Source organism: Bacillus thuringiensis (assembly GCF_001182785.1).
In the GTDB taxonomy this organism is placed as follows: domain Bacteria; phylum Bacillota; class Bacilli; order Bacillales; family Bacillaceae_G; genus Bacillus_A; species Bacillus_A thuringiensis_S.
The window spans coordinates 3,905,511-3,924,016 of record NZ_CP012099.1 but is presented as its reverse complement, the minus strand read 5'-3'; the positions used below and the strand labels follow the sequence as shown (position 1 = coordinate 3,924,016).

Here is an 18,506-nt window from a genome sequence, read left to right as displayed (position 1 = left end):
CGAATAAGGTAATAATAACAAGTAGGTATTTCATGGGAAAGGATCGATGAAAATGAAAACGCAAATTGTCATCAATGCCAAAATTTACACAGGTCAAGAAATAGTGGAAAACGGATTTATCCGTTACGCAGAAACCATTAAAGAAATTGGTTTGATGGCTCAATATGTACCACAAGAAAATGAAACTGTTTTTGATGCTACAGGGAAGATTGTAATTCCAGGTATGATCGATGTTCATATTCATGGTGGATACGATATTGATGCGATGGATGCAAATAGCGATGGGTTAGTAACTCTAGGTAAAGAAATGTTAAAAGAAGGGGTTACAACTTACTTCCCAACAACAATGACACAAGCTCCAGAGGCAATTGAAGCAGCGCTAACCGCTGCGAAAGAAGCAAAAGAAAAAGGAGCACATTTCGAATATATTCACTTAGAAGGACCTTATGTTTCAAAGAAACGTGCAGGTGCACAACCACTTGAACATATCGTTCCTGCAAATATTGAGCAATTTAAACAATGGCAAGAAGCAAGTGGGAATTTAATTAAATTAGTAACATATGCACCAGAAGAAGAGGGAGCATTAGAGTTTGAACAATATCTTGCTGAAACTGGTGTAGTTGGCACAATGGGGCATACAGATGCAATTGATGCGCAACTAAAAAATAGAAAGATTACACATGCGACACATTTATACAATCAAATGCGTGGATTACATCACCGTGAGCCAGGAGTTGTTGGTCATGTGTTATTAAATCCAGATGTAATGGTTGAAGTAATTACAGATGGTATTCATATTCACCCTGATATGGTGAAATTAGCATATAAGTTAAAAGGACCGAAAAAAGTAAGTGTTATTACTGACGCAATGCGCGCAAAAGGTCTTGAAGATGGATTATATGAGCTTGGCGGACAGCCAGTACATGTAAAAGATGGTAGTGCTCGATTAGAAGATGGAACGTTAGCTGGTAGTATTCTAAAAATGGATCAAGCTTTCCGAAATGTAATTGAATTTACAGGTTGTTCAATCGAAGATGCAGTACTGATGACATCAGTTAACCAAGCAGAAGAGTTTGGATTAAATAATAAAGGTGCATTATCGGTAGGAAAAGATGCAGACTTTGTTGTGATGAATGAAGATTTACATGTATATGATACGGTTCGTTTAGGAATTCATATGAAGGAAGGGAAGTAATTAAATGAATATTCTTGTTGTAAAAACTCCAGAAGAACTAGCAGAAGCAGGTTATAAATTAATCGAAGAAGTTGTAAAAACAAAAGAAAATCCAACATTAGGAATGGCTACAGGAAGCTCTCCATTAGGTATTTATGCAGAAATGCGAAAAAATAAACTTGATACAAGCCGTGTAACCACTGTAAACTTAGATGAGTACGTAAATTTACCACATGAAGATAAAAACAGCTATCACTATTTCATGCAAGAACAGTTGTTTGATCATCTTCCATTTAAACAAACTTATGTACCAAACGGGATGGCAAGTGATTTAGAGGAAGAGTGCAAACGTTACGAGGGCATTCTAACTGCTAACCCAGTTGACCTACAGATTCTTGGAATCGGTGAAAACGGTCACATCGGATTTAACGAGCCAGGAACACCGTTTAATTCTCCAACGAACATTGTTGAATTAACAGAATCTACACGCCAAGCAAACCTTCGCTTCTTCGAAAAAGAAGAAGATGTGCCAACTCATGCGATTACAATGGGAATTGGAAGCATTATGAAAGCGAAACAAGTTCTACTTGTAGCTATGGGAGCTAAAAAGGCAGAAGCTGTTAAAGAATTATTGCAAGGTGAATATAGTGAAGAGTGTCCGGCAACAGTTTTACAACGTCATCCGAATGTAACCGTAATCGCAGATCAAGAAGCTCTATCTTTATGCAGTGAGGCGATTGCTGATGAACATCGACAAGTATTCACCATTTCCGATCTATTATCAGATTCAAGAGTGGGTGAAACAGCTAATTGAGGACGGCGAATGGAAGCCGGGAGATAAAATCCCATCTGAGAATGAACTTTGTGATAAGTTCGAAGTGAGTCGTATGACAATCAGACAGGCGATTAATAATTTAGTGGAACAAGGCTATTTATATCGGAAGCGTGGAATTGGAACATTTGTCCAACTTCCGAAAGTGGAACAAAAATTGCAAGGAATGACGGGATTCACAGAAGATATGATTTCTCGTGGAATGAACCCAAGTAGTCAATTACTTAGTTTCCGCCTAGTTCCAGCTACTGCTAAAATAGCAGACCGGTTGAGAATACAGGAGGGGGAATCGGTTTATGAAGTGAGGCGTATTCGCTTAGCTGATGATGAACCGATTGCTTTTGAGACGACATATTTGTCGCCAGCTCTTGTAAAAGATATTAACGAAGAGATATTGCAACAATCTTTATATGAACATTTAGAGAAAAAACTGGGCTTTAAACTTGTTAGCGCTACTCAGTCAATTGAAGCTTCTGTTGCGACGGAAAATGAAGCTGAACATCTGCATATTCCTAAAAAGGCGCCTGTACTTGTAATGCGTCAATGGTCATATTCAGAAGGTGAGATACCGCTAGAGTACGTGAAATGTATTTATCGTGGAGATCGTTATAAATTTATTACGAATATCGCACGTAACAAATAGTATATTTCAGTTTGTGAAGTACAGTGGAAATGAAAATGGATAACATGTAAAGAAATAAAAATACGACTCATCCTTATAAGGAATGAGTCGTATTTTTATTATGAGCAATTACGTGGTTAACAGCATCTTTGACGTGATTTACTACATAGTGAGCGTGTTTTTTTACTGCATCATCTGCTTGCGACATAGCAAAACTGTGAGGAGTTAAAGAAAACATAGGAATATCATTGTAAGAATCCCCTATACAAGCAATTTCCTCAGGTTTTATTTGAAACTCATTTAATAAAACAGAAATGGCAGAGCCTTTACTAACATTCGGTGGCATTACATCTAAACATTGTTCTGCTGAGATGAAAGTACTAACTTTCCCGTGGAATTTTTCATCAATTTTTTTCTGAAGGAGTTGCAAGCTCTCCTTTGTTCCACCGACAGAAATTTTATTTGGGAAAATTGTATCATCAATCTTCTGTAGTAAGTTTGGTTCTTCAACAGAAGTCATAGTTACTTGTTGTTCAAGTTCTTGAATAAAAGGTGTTTTCTCTTCAATGTAATAATTATGCTCATCACTTACATAACGGAAATAAGGATTTTTATTCGTCATAGCTAACAAATCGGGAAGTATGCTGGAATCAAAAGTTGCAGATAATAGTTGTTTATTTTCATGTGTATATACAAAAACACCATTAACACTAATGCGATGAAAATTTGTATTTACAGCTTTCATTAAGTCTGCAATTTCATTATCAAGTCTTCCGGAAGCGAAGCAAAGAATAACATTTTGCTCGGCGAGGCTGCGTAGTGCCGCAACATCTTGTTCATCAATAAGACCTCCGTGTTGCATCATTGTACCATCGATATCACTTACAAACATTTTAATCATGCTGTTATCTCCTTTCTATGTACAGTTGCTCTTACATTATACGCATCATATATAAACATGTCTAAAAAATGAATTTTTATTAAATGGCAGATGTTTTACATTGACGACAAAGAAGAATATTCTGTAACATAAAAGTAGGCTATTTAAGTACGAGGGTGGTGTTATATGAATAATTATCTAGAAATTAAAAAAGTTTTAAATAATAATGTCATCATTGCTAGCCATCCTGAACACGAGGAAGTAGTAGTGATTGGTAAAGGAATTGGATTTGGGAAAAAAGCGAAAGATGTATTGGAGCAAGAACAAATCGAAAAAATGTTTGTCTTAAAAAATGAACGTGATCGTGAACAATATAAATTATTAGTGCCGCATGTTAGTGAAAAATTAATTGAATTGATGAACGATATTATGCTATACATTCAAGAAAAAGCGAAATCTCCACTAAATGAACATATTCATATTGCGTTAACAGATCATATTTCATTTGCAATTAAAAGGTTAAAACAAGGACTTACAATTGATAATCCTTTTTTAGTTGAAACAAAAATGCTCTATCCAGAGGAATATGAAATTGCGGAAGGTGTTGTAGAACTTTTAAATTCTCGTTTGCAAATTACATTGCCAGAAGGAGAAATTGGTTTTATTGCACTTCACATTTACAGTTCGCTTACAAATTCTGATTTATCTTCAGTTAATCAAAACTCCCGTCTCATTGCACAACTTGTATCTTTAATTGAGACAAACTTACAAATTACATTAGATCAAGAGAGCATTCATTATTTACGCCTTATTCGTCATCTTCAATATGCTATTGAGAGGGTGAAAAAAGGAGAAAAAGTAGAAGAATCGCAAAGTTTTGCTGAGTTACTAAAGGCGGAGTATCCAGTTTGCTATAACGTAGCTTGGAAGCTAGTCAAGGTCATGCAAAAAGAGTTGCAACTACCTGTATATGAAGCTGAAAGTATTTATTTAACGATGCACTTGCAACGCTTAGTAAAGGCAGAGCATGTGTAATAAGTCATATATTTTTGTCTAAAATGAAAACGTTAAAAAAAATGATTGAATCGCTTACAATAGTTATGTATAATAACTATTGCAAAGTTATACAAATTTCGACAAACACATTAAGGTGAGTAACGAAAACGTTTGCCTTAATTATAGTGAACTTATACGTAAACCTATTTTTGACACGTGTTACTGATTCGATCAGGCATGAGTGGAGAAAAGTAAGGAATGTAAGCTAGAGAAAGGGATATACTACCCTTTGTATAGCTATCGTTCTATCTTTTTTTCCTCATGTCTTTTTGGCGTTTGTCGGAAGGTATCAATATAGATAAGAGAGGAAGGGTTTCCATGTTTAAGAAGATCTTTGGTGTTCTTCAAAAAGTCGGAAAAGCGTTAATGCTTCCAGTAGCGATTTTACCGGCGGCAGGTATTTTACTTGGATTTGGTAATGCATTTCAAAATCCACAGTTAACAAATGTTATTCCTGCTTTAAAAGCAGATTGGTTCGTAATGGTTGCAAAAATTATGGAACAATCTGGTGATATTATTTTCGCTAACCTTGCATTATTATTCGCAGTTGGGGTAGCAATTGGTTTAGCTGGTGGAGATGGAGTAGCTGGTTTAGCAGCATTCGTCGGCTACTTAATTATGAACAAAACGATGAGTGTGTTCTTAGAAGTAGATAAGCTAGTGAAAGTAACAAGTTCTGGAGCAGACCCAGTAAAAATTGGATTTGCAGATCCAGCGTATGCAAACGTATTAGGTATTCCAACGCTACAAACAGGGGTATTTGGTGGTATTATCGTCGGTATAGTAGCGGCATATTGCTATAATAAATACTTCAACATTGAATTACCATCATACTTAGGTTTCTTTGCAGGTAAGCGTTTCGTACCGATCGCAACTGCAACATTCTCTTTAATAGTAGGTATTATCATGTGCTTCGTTTGGCCATACATTCAAGGTGGCTTAAACACGTTCTCACATCAAATGATTGATGCAAATAGAACAATCGCAGCATTTATATTCGGTTTAATTGAACGTTCATTAATTCCATTTGGACTACATCACATTTTCTATTCACCGTTCTGGTTCGAATTCGGTCAGTATACAAATGCAGCTGGCGAATTAATCCGTGGTGACCAAAAAATCTTTATGGCACAGTTGAAAGACGGTGTAGAATTAACAGCAGGTACATTTACAACTGGTAAGTATCCGTTCATGATGTTCGGTCTTCCGGCAGCAGCTTTAGCAATGTACCATGAAGCACGTCCAGAAAATAAAAAATTAGCAGCAGGTATTTTAGGTTCTGCAGCATTAACATCTTTCTTAACAGGTATTACAGAGCCACTTGAATTTTCATTCTTATTCGTAGCGCCAGTATTATTCGGAATTCACGCTGTATTTGCTGGTCTATCATTTATGACAATGCAAATTTTAGGTGTTAAAATTGGTATGACATTCTCTGGTGGTTTAATTGACTTCTTATTATTCGGTGTACTACCAGGCCGTACAGCATGGTGGTGGGTAATTATTGTTGGTCTTGTACTAGCAGTTATTTACTACTTCGGATTCCGCTTTGCAATCCGTAAATGGAATCTAAAAACACCTGGTCGTGAAGAGGCAAATGCAAATGAGGGTGCAGGAAAAACAGAAGCAGGCGAACTTCCTCGTGAAGTATTAGTGGCACTTGGTGGTAAAGAAAACATTGCTTCTTTAGATGCTTGTATTACTCGTTTACGTGTTCAAGTTAACGAACAAAAGAATGTAAACAAAGACCGCTTAAAAGAACTTGGAGCAGCTGGTGTACTTGAAGTTGGAAATAACATTCAAGCTATTTTCGGACCGAAATCTGACACATTAAAATCACAAATTCATGATATAATGTCAGGTCGTACACCTCATGTTGAAAAAGAAGAACCTGTAAAAGTGGAAGAAACTCCTCAAAAAGTTGATGAAAATGAAACAATTGTATCACCAATTGAAGGGAAAATCTTACCAATTACAGAAGTACCTGACCAAGTATTCTCAGGAAAAATGATGGGAGACGGATTTGCAATTGAGCCAACTGAAGGAACAGTAGTTTCTCCAGTTAACGGTGAAATTGTCAATGTATTCCCTACAAAACATGCGATTGGTATTCAATCTGAAGGTGGAAAAGAAATTTTAATCCACTTTGGTATTGATACTGTAAAATTAAATGGTGAAGGATTCGAGGCACTTGTAGCACAAGGTGATAAAGTGAAGCAAGGCCAACCGTTATTAAAAGTAGATCTTGCATTTGTAAAAGGAAATGCACCATCTATCATTACACCAATTGTATTTACAAACTTACAACAAGGGCAACAAGTCGAATTGAAAAAAGATGGAAATGTTAAGAAGGGCGAAACCGCTATTATTGACATTCAGTAGGAATTTGACGCAAAATGTTTATAATTATAATAGGCGATGTGGTTGACCGAACATCGCCTATTATATACAATAGATGATGTAGTACTCACGTCTATACAACTAAAAAAAACTGTAATTTAAAGGAGATAAATTATCATGGAAAAAATCTTTAAAGTAACTAGCGACTCAGGAATTCATGCTCGTCCAGCAACTCTACTTGTAAACACTGCAAGCAAATTCGGTTCTGACATTAACTTAGAGTATAACGGAAAGAACGTTAACTTAAAATCAATCATGGGCGTTATGTCTTTAGGCATTCAACAAAACGCAGAAATTAAAATCACTGCAAATGGTGATGATGCAGCTCAAGCACTAGCAGCTATCGAAGAAACTATGAAAAACGAAGGATTAGGAGAATAATGACTCTTAACATTCAAGGGATCGCTGCATCAAGTGGGATTGCTATTGCAAAGGCTTTCAGACTTGAAAATCCTGAATTTAACATCGAAAAGAAATCAATTACAAACGAAGCTGCAGAAATTGCACGCTTAGACGCTGCGCTTGAGAAAGCAAAAACTGAATTAGAAGCTATTAAGGACCACGCATTTGCTGAGCTAGGTGCTGACAAAGCTGCGATCTTTGAAGCACATTTATTAGTGTTAAATGATCCAGAACTAGTAAACCCAGTAAAAGATAAAGTAAATAGCGAAAAAGTAAATGCTGAATTTGCAATGGATGAAGTTGCATCAATGTTTATTTCTATGTTTGAAAACATGGATAACGAATATATGAAAGAACGTGCTGCGGACATTCGTGACGTAACAAAACGCGTTCTTGCACATTTACTAGGGATTAACTTCTCAAATCCTGGTACAATTTCTGAAGAGGTAATCATTATTGCTGAAGATTTAACACCATCTGATACAGCTCAGTTAAACCGTAAGTATGCAAAAGGTTTCACTACTGATATCGGTGGACGTACATCTCACTCTGCAATTATGGCTCGCTCTATGGAAATTCCAGCTGTTGTTGGTACGAAAGTTGTTATGGAGAAAATCCAAAACGGCGATATCGTTATCATTGACGGTTTAGATGGAGAAGTAATTGTAAACCCATCAGAAGAAACTCTTCGTTCGTTTGAAGAAAAGAAAGCGAAATTTGAAGAGCAAAAAACTGAATGGGCAAAATTAAAAGACCAAGCTACTGTAACAAGTGATGGACATCATGTTGAGCTTGTTGCAAATATCGGAACACCAAATGATGTACAAGGTATTATCGATAATGGCGGAGAAGGCGTTGGCTTATACCGTACAGAATTCTTATACATGGGTCGTGACAATCTTCCAACAGAAGAAGAGCAGTTCGAAGCGTATAAAGCAGTTCTTGAAGGTGTAAAAGAAGGTCAACCAGTCGTTGTTCGTACACTTGACATCGGTGGAGATAAAGAGCTTCCATACTTACATTTACCAAAAGAAATGAACCCATTCTTAGGATACCGTGCAATTCGCTTATGTCTTGATGAGCAAGATGTGTTCCGTACACAACTTCGTGCATTACTTCGTGCTAGCGTATACGGTAACTTAAAAATTATGTTCCCAATGATTGCAACTCTTGATGAGTTCCGTCAAGCAAAAGCAATTTTATTAGAAGAGAAAGCGAAACTTGTAGAAGCGGGTACAACTGTTTCTGATTCTATTGAAGTTGGTATGATGGTTGAAATCCCAGCTTCAGCAGTAATAGCAGATCAATTCGCGAAAGAAGTTGACTTCTTCTCTATCGGAACAAATGATTTAATCCAATACACAATGGCTGCAGACCGTATGAACGAACAAGTATCATACTTATACCAACCATATAACCCATCTATTTTACGTCTTGTAAAAATGGTTATCGATGCTGCTCATAAAGAAGGCAAATGGGCTGGTATGTGTGGTGAGATGGCAGGCGATTCACTTGCTATCCCATTATTATTAGGATTAGGTTTAGATGAGTTCAGTATGAGTGCAACATCTATTCTTCCTGCAAGAACACAACTAAGCAAGTTGTCAAAAGCAGAAATGGAAACATTAGCAGAAAAAGCATTAATGATGTCAACTGCTGAAGAAGTTGTTGAACTAGTTAAAAGCATATAATCAATAAAAAAACCTGAGTCGATTTGAAATCGGTCTCAGGTTTTTTCTATGAGAAAAGTAAATCATATTTGCTTACTATCGAGGATAAGAGACAGAATTAGATAGCGATTGCAACGATATCAGTTGGGCATACACGTAAAATACCAGTAAAAGTATTTCGATTTTGATTGTTCTTATCGTCTTTATTGTTATCTTTATCATTGTTATTACGAGCTAAAGCAGAGAAAAGAGCAACACCGTTAGCGAAACCTTCAAAAATTACATTGTTGAAAGTGCCGTTACCTCTAATGCTTAAAAGAGAAAGCTCTGTTCCAACTGAAATGCTAGCAAGTACGTTACATACAGCTGGTTGTTGTGGTCTAACCACTTCTTTCTCTTTCTCTTTCTCATGATGTCTGCACTCTCTTTCATGATGATGACAGTCTCTAAAGTTATCACAGCATCCAAATGATCCAAACATAATCCTCATCACCCCCTTCACACTTATAATCTATGTAAGTTCGGTAGTGAGTGACTGGACAGAGAGTGGAATTTTTTCTAGGGGATTTTCTCATTTTAAATGACTAGCTGGGTGTTTAGTATGGAATGATGTTTAAAATAGGGGAAATATAACAAAAAATGTAAAAACCACCGAAATAAATGAAATGGGTAGCCTTTACACTTTTTTACTTTTATATAAAACGATGATATATACAGGAAGAGCTAGGAGTAGTGGTACAATGGATCGTGCAGTATGTTTTTCTGATTCTAATTGGAACGCTTCTTCTTTTGGGAATTGTAAAATGGAGATGTTTGCGGCATCACCAATAAAATATAGAAGCAGTACAGTTACTATGTAACATAAAAGTGCGATAAAGCTTCCGTATGAACTCAATGAAAATCCCTCTCTTGTTATCTATTTGTTATCATTGTATCATAATTGTAACAAAAACACACGGGTATATTTCAATACCTAAACAAAATTCGACACAAAACGTCACGTTTATTTATGATAAGGGAATAGAATATACTTTTCCATAAGTATAAATGTCGAATGATTTGTAGTAATATTACAAAAGTATGACAAGAAATAAAAAAACGAAGGCAATGTAGTTACCTTCGTTTTTTATTATTTTGCCCACTCACTCACTTGCTCTACGCTCATACGAGGTGCAGGATGGCCTTTTAAAGTTGATTCACCAATTGTAATAAGCATAATTGGAACGTAACGAGATGAAACGTTAAATTCGTCTGTCAGTGCTTGTGGATTGAAGCCACCAATAGCACAAGTATCCCAACCAGTTGCTTTAGCTGCAAGCATAAGTTGCATTGCTGCTAAAGATGCATTTGAAAAGGCAGCATCTCTTGGGAATTGTTCACGAGCATATGCAGATTCAATATTTTTAGCTAAGCGTTCTTTTGCTTCTTCTTTCATAAATCCTTGTTCTACAATTGGACCATATACTGGCTCAACATTTTTATAAGCTTCTAAATCACCTAAAATAGCGACTACTGCAGAAGCATCAAGAATTTGTTGTTGGTTATAGGCTATTGGGTGTAATCGTTTTTGTACATCTTCACCTTGAAAAACAAGGAATTTCCAGTGTTGCAAGTTCCAAGCGGAAGGTGCTTGTGCTGCGGCTTTTAAAATCTCATGTAATTCTGTAGATGAGATTTCTTTATTTGGGTTGAATGCACGTGTAGATGTGCGTTCATATAGAACGTTAAAAAAGTTGTCGTTTGTCATTATATATCCTCCAAATTGTATATAAAATTATCAGGAAAACGCAATGTATATTACTTACATTTTGTAAGTTATCGAATTTAAGAATATAATATCTTTATTTTAATTGTCAAGTTTTAAGAAATAAGCTAGGGCATTCATACAAACGATATAATTCCTATAATCATACACTAAAAAAGGAATTTATAGAGTGAAAAGGGAAGATAACATTCTCAATTAGCTTGTTAATATGTATCTCTCACAAATTAAAGTTTATTGGAGAACAGCCTTTTAAAAATGTTTGTGAGGAATTCAGTAGAACAAGATATATGAAGTGAGTGAAGACTAGTGATGAACATACTACATTTTTTATTAGAGAATACGGTTTTCCAAAATGTGTTACAAGATCTGCAGTTAAATGTCCTTTATATAGAAAATGGATGTAAACACCAACAAACGATAGAAAATATCCATCCAAAATGTATGTTTATAGCAAATAGTTTTGAAGAGGGCGAACTATTATTTCAAAGAACGAAACCACACATTATAATTATGTATGTAACAGAATATTCTCAAATAAAATATATTAAGAATATGTATACCCAGCAAAGTACATTCATTGTCATTTGGGATCAACAAATAACAAAAGAATTTACAGATGTACTTGCATTAGGAATACGTAATATTGTAATAGCTCCTGTAACTCCGCAAGCAGTGTTAGAAGAAGTGAATAAGAGTTTGTATCAACTTTCTTTAGTAAGGCAAGTTAGTTTGCAGCAGGAACTGCTTCAAACGATGTTTGATTTTCAAAATGATTTATTATTTATAGTAGAAGATGATGAGATTGTTGATTGTAATACAAATTTTTTAACGTTTTTCGGATATGAAGATTTGTTTGCCTATCGTGAGCAACATTTAGTATTTGCTGAACATTTTATTAGAGAAAATGGATACTACTCGACGACGCATGATATAACATGGCTAGACGATACTTTATCAAGTGGTAGAAGAATTAAGATGTCAAATTATGAAGGGGCAGTATCTACTTTTCTATTACGTGCGACACCATTGCCAGAAGATTTATCAAGATTTATTGTAAAGTGCACGGAAATTACAGAATTAGATGAAATCTATCAAGAGCAAGAAAGACTTGCTATGGTAGATTCATTGACAGAGATTTATAATCGTTTAAAGTTTCAACAAATACTAGAGGTAGAGTGGGAAAAGGTAATACGTAGTGATGAGAAAATAGCAATTATTTTATTTGATATAGATAATTTTAAAACAGTTAATGACACATATGGTCATGATTTTGGTGATTTGGCATTAATACAACTTGCAGAGCTTATGAAATCTAAAGTGGAGCAGCAACATGTATTTGCAAGATGGGGAGGAGAAGAATTCATTATATTAGTGACAAATACAGTAGAAAAGGAAGCATTTCAAGTTGCGGAGTCATTACGATTCTTCATTGAAACAAAGCAATTCACTGGAATTTCGAAGTTAACAGCTAGCTTTGGAGTTGCGTTATATGAACAAGGAACTACAAGAGAAGAATTAATGCAACGAGCGGACATTGCATTATATGAAGCGAAAAAAAATGGCAAGAATCAAGTATGTGTGTATAGAAAAGAAAAAATGTAATTTTTCGCAACAAATTGTTGCGATTTTTTTTTATTGTTTGATAATAGAATAGGGGGACAATTTTTAGCGAAGGAATTATGGAGGATCAATATGATAAAAAAAGTAATGATAATGGCTTCACTGTCTGTTATAGTTGGCGGCGGAGTATACTATTTTCTTGTTAGCCCTAATATAAAGGAAAACACTGTATTAACAACTAAAGTGAATCCTACTATTGAATCGGAAGTACAAGGGAATATAGAAGAAAAAGAAGAGCAACAAATTGATTATGCTAGCATATCTCAAAAATTAGATCAATATTTAGTCGGAAAGCAATTCAATGGAACAGTTTTGGTAACAGATAAAGAGCGTGTTATATTGAATAAAGGATATGGGTATGCTGATGTTCAAAATAAAATAGAAAATACACCTCAAACAAAATATCGTATCGGTTCTATTACGAAAACAGTTGTTGCCACATCTATTTTACAGTTGCAAGAACAAGGGAAATTGAATATTCAAGATAATGTAAATAAATATATTCCTTCATTTCCGGAGAATAAAAATATTACGCTATATCATTTATTAACACATACCTCTGGTTTACCTGAACACGCAAAAGGCAATGTGAATGCTGCTTCCCGTTTACAGTTAATTAATTGGATTGGACGTCAAAATTTAGAATTTCCTGCAGGAACAGGTTGGAGATATACAGATTATAATTATATGGTGCTTGCTTATATAATAGAACATATATCGAAAAAACCTTTAGGAGATTACATAAAAGAAAACATATTTGTAAAAGCAGATATGCATGAATCCGGTATGGGAAATATGGTACCTGGAGATAAAAATTTTACAAAGGGTTATGTGAAAAAAGATCAAGAACTTGTACCAGCGCAGAAGTTAGGCATGGATTGGCTATATGGTTGCGGTGAGATGTATACGACAGTTGGAGATATGAAGAAGTTAGACGAAGCAATTATAAATGGAAAACTTCTTTCTGAACAAAGTATACAAGCAATGTTTTCGCCTTCAGCAGAACGGAAATATGCATTTAGTTTTTATATATATCCAGATTATTTTCATAATCATGGTGTATTATCTGGTTGGAACACTTTCAATAATTTTAATAAAGAAAAAGGGATTTTTGTTATGTTATTTTCAAATGTGAAAAATAGTATGGATGATGACTTTAATAAAGAGTTTCGAAAGATGGTAAATGATTTATTAGAACAAAGGGGATGAGAAAATGGAACATAAAACTTTATCAATAGGTTTCATTGGTATTGGCGTAATGGGAAAAAGTATGGCTTATCACTTAATGCAAGATGGTCATAAAGTATATGTATATAATAGAACGAAAGCAAAAACAGATTCTTTAGTGCAAGATGGTGCACAATGGTGTGATACGCCAAAAGAGTTAGTGAAGCAAGTTGATGTTGTAATGACAATGGTTGGATATCCACATGATGTAGAAGAAGTGTATTTTGGTATAGAAGGAATTATAGAACATGCAAAAGAAGGTACGATAGCAATTGACTTTACGACATCTACACCTACTTTAGCAAAACGTATTAATGAAGTTGCAAAAAGCAAAAATATATATACGTTAGATGCACCTGTCTCAGGAGGAGATGTTGGTGCGAAAGAAGCAAAACTCGCAATTATGGTAGGTGGAGAGAAAGAAATATATGATAGATGCTTACCTTTACTTGAAAAGTTAGGAACAAACATTCAATTACAAGGACCAGCTGGGAGTGGACAACATACAAAAATGTGCAATCAAATTGCGATTGCTTCCAATATGATTGGAGTATGTGAGGCTGTTGCTTACGCGAAGAAGGCTGGATTGAATCCAGATAAAGTGTTAGAGAGTATTTCAACAGGGGCAGCAGGTAGCTGGTCATTAAGTAATTTAGCTCCTCGAATGTTAAAAGGAGACTTTGAGCCAGGATTTTATGTGAAGCATTTTATGAAAGATATGAAAATTGCTTTAGAGGAAGCAGAAAAATTACAATTACCAGTCCCGGGCTTAAGTTTGGCGAAAGAATTGTATGAAGAGTTAATTAAGGATGGCGAAGAAAATAGTGGAACACAAGTATTATATAAAAAATATATAAGGGGGTAAACGAGGTGGACCTTCAAAAGTTTGATGAGATGATTGATACTGTACAGCGAGCTACTTGTATGAAAATTAATGAAAAACAAAAAGGAGCTTTTAAACAAAAATATGATTTTGAACCAGAATTTGAATATGGAAGAGATGAGAAAGGGCATTATGTAATTCGAACCTCTAAAAAGATGTTAGAAGAAATGGAATTTTATTTGGCATTGAAATATGATCGTGATGGAGTGGATCTTTATATGCAAGCTGAGATTGACGGTATATTTCATGTATCTGTTAGCTATGGTGAAGATGCCCTACATCTACAAGAATTGTTTCAATTTCTAGAAGAAAATAAATAAAAGTCCTCATTTGAGGACTTTTATTTATTTAGTCATCTTTAATTTTTATAATTATAAGTTAGAAGCGCGGCGGCACCGTTCAACCGGGAATGGGATAATTTGTGCGATGTGATTAGGACCAAATTGTTTTGTACGAGCATGGCGTATTATATAAAAAGCACACAGAATTGAAACAGGAATAGCGCCGAATAAACCAAACAATAAAGCGCTTACACAAGATGCGACAAATCCTAAAACACCAATTTCTAACTCTTCCATAATAGCTCCTAAAATAACAGGAAATGCTCCACATGTAACTCCAAGTATAAGTGCGATAAGTAAGCTCATGATTATCCCCCTCTGTTTGCGATATTATTTTCCTTCTTAGTTAATTGTAGTATATCACATACAAAACAGAATTTTCAGAAAAAATTCAATAAATGTTCAAAAAATGTTCGAAAAATACACTTGAAAAATCAAGACGTTAAATTTGTGGTGAAATGGTACTTTTGAGTAAATAAAAAATCAGGCTTATTTCAAAAGTGAAATAAGCCTGTTCCATAGGAGGATGTATATATGTAGAGTGAATAAAAGTTTGGAAAAGGGGGTCCAAGTCCTTTTATTCAACTAACTACCTTAATAGATTGGAACCCAGCCTTCAGTTGTCACAAAAATACGAATAGCTACAACTTGACGATCATCTTGCAAGGTAAAATAATGTCTTGCATTTTCAGGAACAGATATTAGATCGCCTGGCTCAAGTTCAACATCAAAGAATTTCCCATCTTTGCCTTCAATAGCGAAAATGCCATGACCACTGACGATAAAGCGAACTTCGTCGTCTGTATGATGATGTTCTTTTTGGAAATTAATTAATAATTCGTCAAGGTTAGGTGTGCTATTTGAAAGTGAAATTACATCATATGCTTTATAACCTCGACGTGCTGAAACATCAGCAATTTCTTTTGAAAAAACAGCTAATATTTCAGCTTTGTTTTCATCTGTTAAAGAATAATTTTCATTTAAATGAGTAGGAAGTTTAGAAATATTCCATTTCTCATATAAAACGCCTTCCTCTTGTAGAAATTTAGATACTTCTACTTCATTTTCAATACGAGTATTTACTTCATGAATACGAATTTGCGCCATTAGAAACGCCTCCTTGAATTGATAATAGTTTTATATGAAATTGGAATAAAAACTCATAAGCTTCTAATCTCTTCTTTGCATCAAAGCTATCTCGGCCCCATACGGTAATACCGTGGTTACGGATTAATACCGCTCCCGAATCACCTTGTATATGCTTTCGGAAGTTTTCTCCAAGCGTTGGGATATGGGCATGGTTTTCGATAATAGGAATGTGAATTGTTGCACCTTCTTCCCAAATATCGAGAGCTTTAATAATTTCTTGATTTTGAAGGGTAACTGCATCACTATATAAATTTGTAATGACATTATTATCAGTTGTATGAACATGAAGTACGCACCCAGCATTCGTATTGTTATAAATATGTGTATGCAATATTGTTTCTGCTGAAGGGCGTAATTCAGTCTCTAAAACGGGAACTCCTACATGATCTACTAATAGAAAATCATCTGGAGTGGTTTTTGTTTTATCTTTACCGCTTGCTGTAATGAGAAAAGTAAGTGGCTCATGACTAACTTTTATAGAAATATTACCACTTGTTGCTGGGAACCAATTTCGAGTTGTTAATTCTTTTTTTATCTCGCTCAAGTCATACCACTGACGAAAAAGTTGTTTCATGCCCTCACCTCCAACAAAAGTTTTAATTCAGCTTGCACATCTTGAAATGTTTCAAACGGTGTATAAGCAATATGATTTTCTTCGCACTTTGTAATAAGAAAGTCGCGAGCGAATACTTTATCAGCTTGTTTCGCAGCTTGTAAATCAGTAATAGAATCACCAATTACAATATGAAAGTCATTTGTATCACTTAATTTACGAATTAATGATGATTTACATAATCCGCAATAATTTTGACAATGATCATCACAAGAATGAGGCCATTTAACTGTAATGAACTCTTTTGAAAAGTCTGTTTCATTACAATAAATTTGTTCTTTTGGAATGATCCCTTGTAAGAGTGGATAGACGAAGAAATCCATTCCACCTGATATAACGTAAAAAGAAATGTTATTTTCATTTACAAATTGTATAAATTCATGAAAACCATTACGAATTTCAGCAGTTTCTATTAAAAATTGAATAATTTCATCGTGCAGATGAGTAGGTATTAATCGAAATAATTGAGAAACACCTTCTTGAATAGATAGCTCTTGTGATAAAATTCTATTCTTTACTTCTTCAGCTTCTGGTGGTGCGAATTTTTCCATAATGGACATAATGTTATCATTATTTGTAATCGTGCCATCGAAATCACAAAATACTTGAATACTCATAATTTCACCTCATGAGAGGGATTTCCCCATATTTGTAGTGCACTATGCAAATTTATGTCATCTACTTCATGGAGTGGTTTATTTTGCAAAGTAGCATCAATTGCAGTACGGAAAGCTTTACCACCGCCTTGCGCTCCATTTGGATGTCCATGTATCCCGCCGCCAGCATTAATAACAACATCTTTACCGAAATCTCGTACAATAAAGGGAACGAAACCAGGGTGAATACCCGCAGATGGGACAGAAAAACTTTTCTTGAAAAATGCATCTTCCTCAGTTAAATATTTTGAAATGCTGAGAGCTTCTTCTTTTTCTAATGCAACGCTTCCGTATGGAGACGGGAATAAAGAAAAATCTGCACCAGCATAACGTAGTAGCTTTCCAAGTAATAATGGAGATGAAATTCCATATAACTTCGATGCCGAATAAGCACCACTTACAGCAGGGTGTGCCATAATAGGAACTGGGATTTCATCATCTTCTGCAAGTGATTGTAGTACATCTAGTCCGTAAGCAAATACGTTAAATAATAGAATATCAGCTCCAGCTTGCACTGCACGTTTCGCATTTTCTTTTAAATCAAAAGTTCGTCCTGTTAAATTTACGGCATATAACGTTTTATGTCCGTATGTTTCATATACGGATTGTAAAACTTCTTTTCCAGATACAATGCGTTTCGTAAGTGGTGTTAATGCATTTTCAAATAATATTTCATCATCTTTTACTATATCTACACCACCACTTGCTTGATCACGTAATTGCGTTTTTAAATACCCAATATTTCGTCCAATCATTCCTTTAAAAATACTCATTAAAAGGGGACGATCATGCACTTGTAAAAGGTTTCGAATACCATCTATCCCGAATTTTGGACCAGGAAAATGTTTTTTTAACTCGTCTGAAAAAGTTAAGTCAATTAATTTTACTTCGCCATCAAGGGATAGCTTTCCGAATGTAGTTGTTAAAATCGCTGGTAAGTCTGGACTGAAATTTAATAACGGGTATTCGATTTTAATAATCCCACGTTTTACCTTTTTGCGTAAATATGAATTCGTATGTTCTTGTTCAGCTAATTCCTCAATATGAATGACGTTGCCTTTATGCTGTTTTAATTGTTCTTGTAATAAGTGTGGCAAATGAGTCCAAGAACCAATTGTTAATCCGAGTGCAATTTGTTCCGCCTTTTTTTCTAAGTTATGTGAATCGTCATGAATTAAATACGTCGCTATAATTCCGCTCATTGTTATAACCCCCT

20 protein-coding genes are annotated in these 18,506 nt (G+C 35.0%); 11 read left to right on the top strand and 9 right to left on the bottom strand.

From position 1 onward, the window contains the following. The first annotated feature begins 52 nt into the window (after window positions 1-52). From nagA to AC241_RS20050, 3 genes are read left to right on the top strand one after another with little or no spacing between them, the layout of a single operon-like run. On the top strand, window positions 53-1,195 hold the full coding sequence (nagA, locus tag AC241_RS20060; protein WP_016080400.1) for an N-acetylglucosamine-6-phosphate deacetylase: 1,143 nt from the start codon (window positions 53-55) through the stop codon (window positions 1,193-1,195). A gap of 4 nt (window positions 1,196-1,199) precedes the next feature. Continuing rightward, entirely contained in the window at window positions 1,200-1,988 is a 789-nt protein-coding gene (gene nagB, locus AC241_RS20055) for a glucosamine-6-phosphate deaminase (RefSeq protein ID WP_016080401.1), read from the top strand. Next, entirely contained in the window at window positions 1,918-2,649 is a 732-nt protein-coding gene (locus tag AC241_RS20050; protein ID WP_014894892.1) for a GntR family transcriptional regulator, read from the top strand. Before nagB ends, AC241_RS20050 begins: the two co-directional genes overlap by 71 nt. Before the next feature lie 73 nt (window positions 2,650-2,722). Here the strand turns inward: AC241_RS20050 and AC241_RS20045 are convergent, their stop codons facing one another. Beyond that, window positions 2,723-3,529: a Cof-type HAD-IIB family hydrolase gene (locus AC241_RS20045; protein ID WP_050844476.1), complete on the bottom strand. Its 807-nt coding sequence runs from the start codon at window positions 3,527-3,529 to the stop codon at window positions 2,723-2,725. Between the two features lie 165 nt (window positions 3,530-3,694). Between AC241_RS20045 and glcT the strand changes: the two genes are divergently transcribed. The 4 genes from glcT (at window position 3,695) to ptsP (ending at window position 9,057) form a co-directional block, all read left to right on the top strand. Further along, a complete protein-coding gene (glcT, locus tag AC241_RS20040; protein ID WP_050844475.1) occupies window positions 3,695-4,543 on the top strand; it encodes a glucose PTS transporter transcription antiterminator GlcT in 849 nt (282 codons plus the stop codon). A gap of 339 nt (window positions 4,544-4,882) precedes the next feature. Further along, on the top strand, window positions 4,883-6,946 hold the full coding sequence (ptsG, locus tag AC241_RS20035; protein ID WP_050844474.1) for a PTS glucose transporter subunit IIABC: 2,064 nt from the start codon (window positions 4,883-4,885) through the stop codon (window positions 6,944-6,946). 135 nt (window positions 6,947-7,081) lie between these two features. Next, the gene (gene ptsH / locus AC241_RS20030) at window positions 7,082-7,345 is read left to right on the top strand and encodes a phosphocarrier protein HPr (protein ID WP_000411080.1); all 264 of its coding nucleotides are present in this window, start codon (window positions 7,082-7,084) and stop codon (window positions 7,343-7,345) included. After that, window positions 7,345-9,057, top strand: a complete 1,713-nt coding sequence (gene ptsP / locus AC241_RS20025) for a phosphoenolpyruvate--protein phosphotransferase (protein WP_050844473.1) — start codon at window positions 7,345-7,347, stop codon at window positions 9,055-9,057. The genes ptsH and ptsP overlap by 1 nt, the downstream gene beginning before the upstream one ends. Window positions 9,058-9,154: 97 nt before the next feature. Here ptsP and AC241_RS20020 read toward each other — a convergent pair whose 3' ends face one another. The 3 genes from AC241_RS20020 to AC241_RS20010 form a co-directional block, all read right to left on the bottom strand. Further along, window positions 9,155-9,517 carry a DUF3915 domain-containing protein gene (locus tag AC241_RS20020; protein WP_016080403.1) on the bottom strand — a complete coding sequence of 121 codons (363 nt, stop codon included), beginning with the start codon at window positions 9,515-9,517 and terminating at the stop codon, window positions 9,155-9,157. Between the two features lie 195 nt (window positions 9,518-9,712). Next, window positions 9,713-9,931, bottom strand: coding sequence for a hypothetical protein (locus tag AC241_RS20015; RefSeq protein WP_000100485.1), 219 nt, complete (start codon window positions 9,929-9,931; stop codon window positions 9,713-9,715). A 234-nt stretch (window positions 9,932-10,165) separates the two neighbouring features. Further along, a complete protein-coding gene (locus AC241_RS20010) occupies window positions 10,166-10,783 on the bottom strand; it encodes a nitroreductase family protein (RefSeq protein WP_000180387.1) in 618 nt (205 codons plus the stop codon). 327 nt (window positions 10,784-11,110) lie between these two features. On the opposite strand from AC241_RS20010, the gene AC241_RS20005 reads away from it, so the two are divergent. The 4 genes from AC241_RS20005 to AC241_RS19990 all read left to right on the top strand — a co-directional run bounded on the left by AC241_RS20005 (window position 11,111) and on the right by AC241_RS19990 (window position 14,851). After that, window positions 11,111-12,403 carry a GGDEF domain-containing protein gene (locus AC241_RS20005; RefSeq protein ID WP_029443181.1) on the top strand — a complete coding sequence of 431 codons (1,293 nt, stop codon included), beginning with the start codon at window positions 11,111-11,113 and terminating at the stop codon, window positions 12,401-12,403. Between the two features lie 90 nt (window positions 12,404-12,493). Next, the gene (locus AC241_RS20000) at window positions 12,494-13,630 is read left to right on the top strand and encodes a serine hydrolase (RefSeq protein WP_029443180.1); all 1,137 of its coding nucleotides are present in this window, start codon (window positions 12,494-12,496) and stop codon (window positions 13,628-13,630) included. Between the two features lie 4 nt (window positions 13,631-13,634). Continuing rightward, window positions 13,635-14,513 (top strand): NAD(P)-dependent oxidoreductase, encoded by an 879-nt coding sequence (locus AC241_RS19995; RefSeq protein ID WP_016080407.1) that lies wholly within the window; start codon window positions 13,635-13,637, stop codon window positions 14,511-14,513. Window positions 14,514-14,518: 5 nt separating this feature from the next. Continuing rightward, complete coding sequence (locus AC241_RS19990) at window positions 14,519-14,851, top strand: DUF3909 family protein (RefSeq protein WP_029443179.1); 333 nt, start codon at window positions 14,519-14,521, stop codon at window positions 14,849-14,851. Window positions 14,852-14,902: 51 nt separating this feature from the next. Here AC241_RS19990 and AC241_RS19985 read toward each other — a convergent pair whose 3' ends face one another. From AC241_RS19985 to mtnW, 5 genes are all read right to left on the bottom strand, one after another. After that, window positions 14,903-15,178: a hypothetical protein gene (locus AC241_RS19985; RefSeq protein ID WP_000054659.1), complete on the bottom strand. Its 276-nt coding sequence runs from the start codon at window positions 15,176-15,178 to the stop codon at window positions 14,903-14,905. Between the two features lie 288 nt (window positions 15,179-15,466). After that, window positions 15,467-15,979, bottom strand: coding sequence for a 1,2-dihydroxy-3-keto-5-methylthiopentene dioxygenase (locus AC241_RS19980; protein WP_029443178.1), 513 nt, complete (start codon window positions 15,977-15,979; stop codon window positions 15,467-15,469). Further along, window positions 15,957-16,595, bottom strand: coding sequence for a methylthioribulose 1-phosphate dehydratase (locus AC241_RS19975; RefSeq protein WP_000811341.1), 639 nt, complete (start codon window positions 16,593-16,595; stop codon window positions 15,957-15,959). Before AC241_RS19975 ends, AC241_RS19980 begins: the two co-directional genes overlap by 23 nt. Further along, the gene (locus AC241_RS19970) at window positions 16,592-17,251 is read right to left on the bottom strand and encodes a 2-hydroxy-3-keto-5-methylthiopentenyl-1-phosphate phosphatase (protein ID WP_029443177.1); all 660 of its coding nucleotides are present in this window, start codon (window positions 17,249-17,251) and stop codon (window positions 16,592-16,594) included. The genes AC241_RS19975 and AC241_RS19970 overlap by 4 nt, the downstream gene beginning before the upstream one ends. Then, entirely contained in the window at window positions 17,248-18,492 is a 1,245-nt protein-coding gene (gene mtnW, locus AC241_RS19965; protein WP_050844472.1) for a 2,3-diketo-5-methylthiopentyl-1-phosphate enolase, read from the bottom strand. The genes AC241_RS19970 and mtnW overlap by 4 nt, the downstream gene beginning before the upstream one ends. Window positions 18,493-18,506 lie beyond the last annotated feature (14 nt).

What these genes read in the sequence shown, in the direction of transcription:
- AC241_RS19985 (WP_000054659.1), bottom strand. Translation starts at nt 15,178, where the DNA reads ATGAGCTTACTTATCGCACTTATACTTGGAGTTACATGTGGAGCATTT.
- AC241_RS19975 (WP_000811341.1), bottom strand. Translation starts at nt 16,595, where the DNA reads ATGAAACAACTTTTTCGTCAGTGGTATGACTTGAGCGAGATAAAAAAA.
- AC241_RS20010 (WP_000180387.1), bottom strand. Translation starts at nt 10,783, where the DNA reads ATGACAAACGACAACTTTTTTAACGTTCTATATGAACGCACATCTACA.
- AC241_RS19970 (WP_029443177.1), bottom strand. Translation starts at nt 17,251, where the DNA reads ATGAGTATTCAAGTATTTTGTGATTTCGATGGCACGATTACAAATAAT.
- AC241_RS20050 (WP_014894892.1), top strand. Translation starts at nt 1,918, where the DNA reads ATGAACATCGACAAGTATTCACCATTTCCGATCTATTATCAGATTCAA.
- nagB (WP_016080401.1), top strand. Translation starts at nt 1,200, where the DNA reads ATGAATATTCTTGTTGTAAAAACTCCAGAAGAACTAGCAGAAGCAGGT.
- AC241_RS20005 (WP_029443181.1), top strand. Translation starts at nt 11,111, where the DNA reads ATGAACATACTACATTTTTTATTAGAGAATACGGTTTTCCAAAATGTG.
- ptsG (WP_050844474.1), top strand. Translation starts at nt 4,883, where the DNA reads ATGTTTAAGAAGATCTTTGGTGTTCTTCAAAAAGTCGGAAAAGCGTTA.
- AC241_RS20020 (WP_016080403.1), bottom strand. Translation starts at nt 9,517, where the DNA reads ATGTTTGGATCATTTGGATGCTGTGATAACTTTAGAGACTGTCATCAT.
- AC241_RS19995 (WP_016080407.1), top strand. Translation starts at nt 13,635, where the DNA reads ATGGAACATAAAACTTTATCAATAGGTTTCATTGGTATTGGCGTAATG.
- nagA (WP_016080400.1), top strand. Translation starts at nt 53, where the DNA reads ATGAAAACGCAAATTGTCATCAATGCCAAAATTTACACAGGTCAAGAA.
- ptsH (WP_000411080.1), top strand. Translation starts at nt 7,082, where the DNA reads ATGGAAAAAATCTTTAAAGTAACTAGCGACTCAGGAATTCATGCTCGT.
- mtnW (WP_050844472.1), bottom strand. Translation starts at nt 18,492, where the DNA reads ATGAGCGGAATTATAGCGACGTATTTAATTCATGACGATTCACATAAC.
- AC241_RS20000 (WP_029443180.1), top strand. Translation starts at nt 12,494, where the DNA reads ATGATAAAAAAAGTAATGATAATGGCTTCACTGTCTGTTATAGTTGGC.
- glcT (WP_050844475.1), top strand. Translation starts at nt 3,695, where the DNA reads ATGAATAATTATCTAGAAATTAAAAAAGTTTTAAATAATAATGTCATC.
- AC241_RS19980 (WP_029443178.1), bottom strand. Translation starts at nt 15,979, where the DNA reads ATGGCGCAAATTCGTATTCATGAAGTAAATACTCGTATTGAAAATGAA.
- ptsP (WP_050844473.1), top strand. Translation starts at nt 7,345, where the DNA reads ATGACTCTTAACATTCAAGGGATCGCTGCATCAAGTGGGATTGCTATT.
- AC241_RS20045 (WP_050844476.1), bottom strand. Translation starts at nt 3,529, where the DNA reads ATGATTAAAATGTTTGTAAGTGATATCGATGGTACAATGATGCAACAC.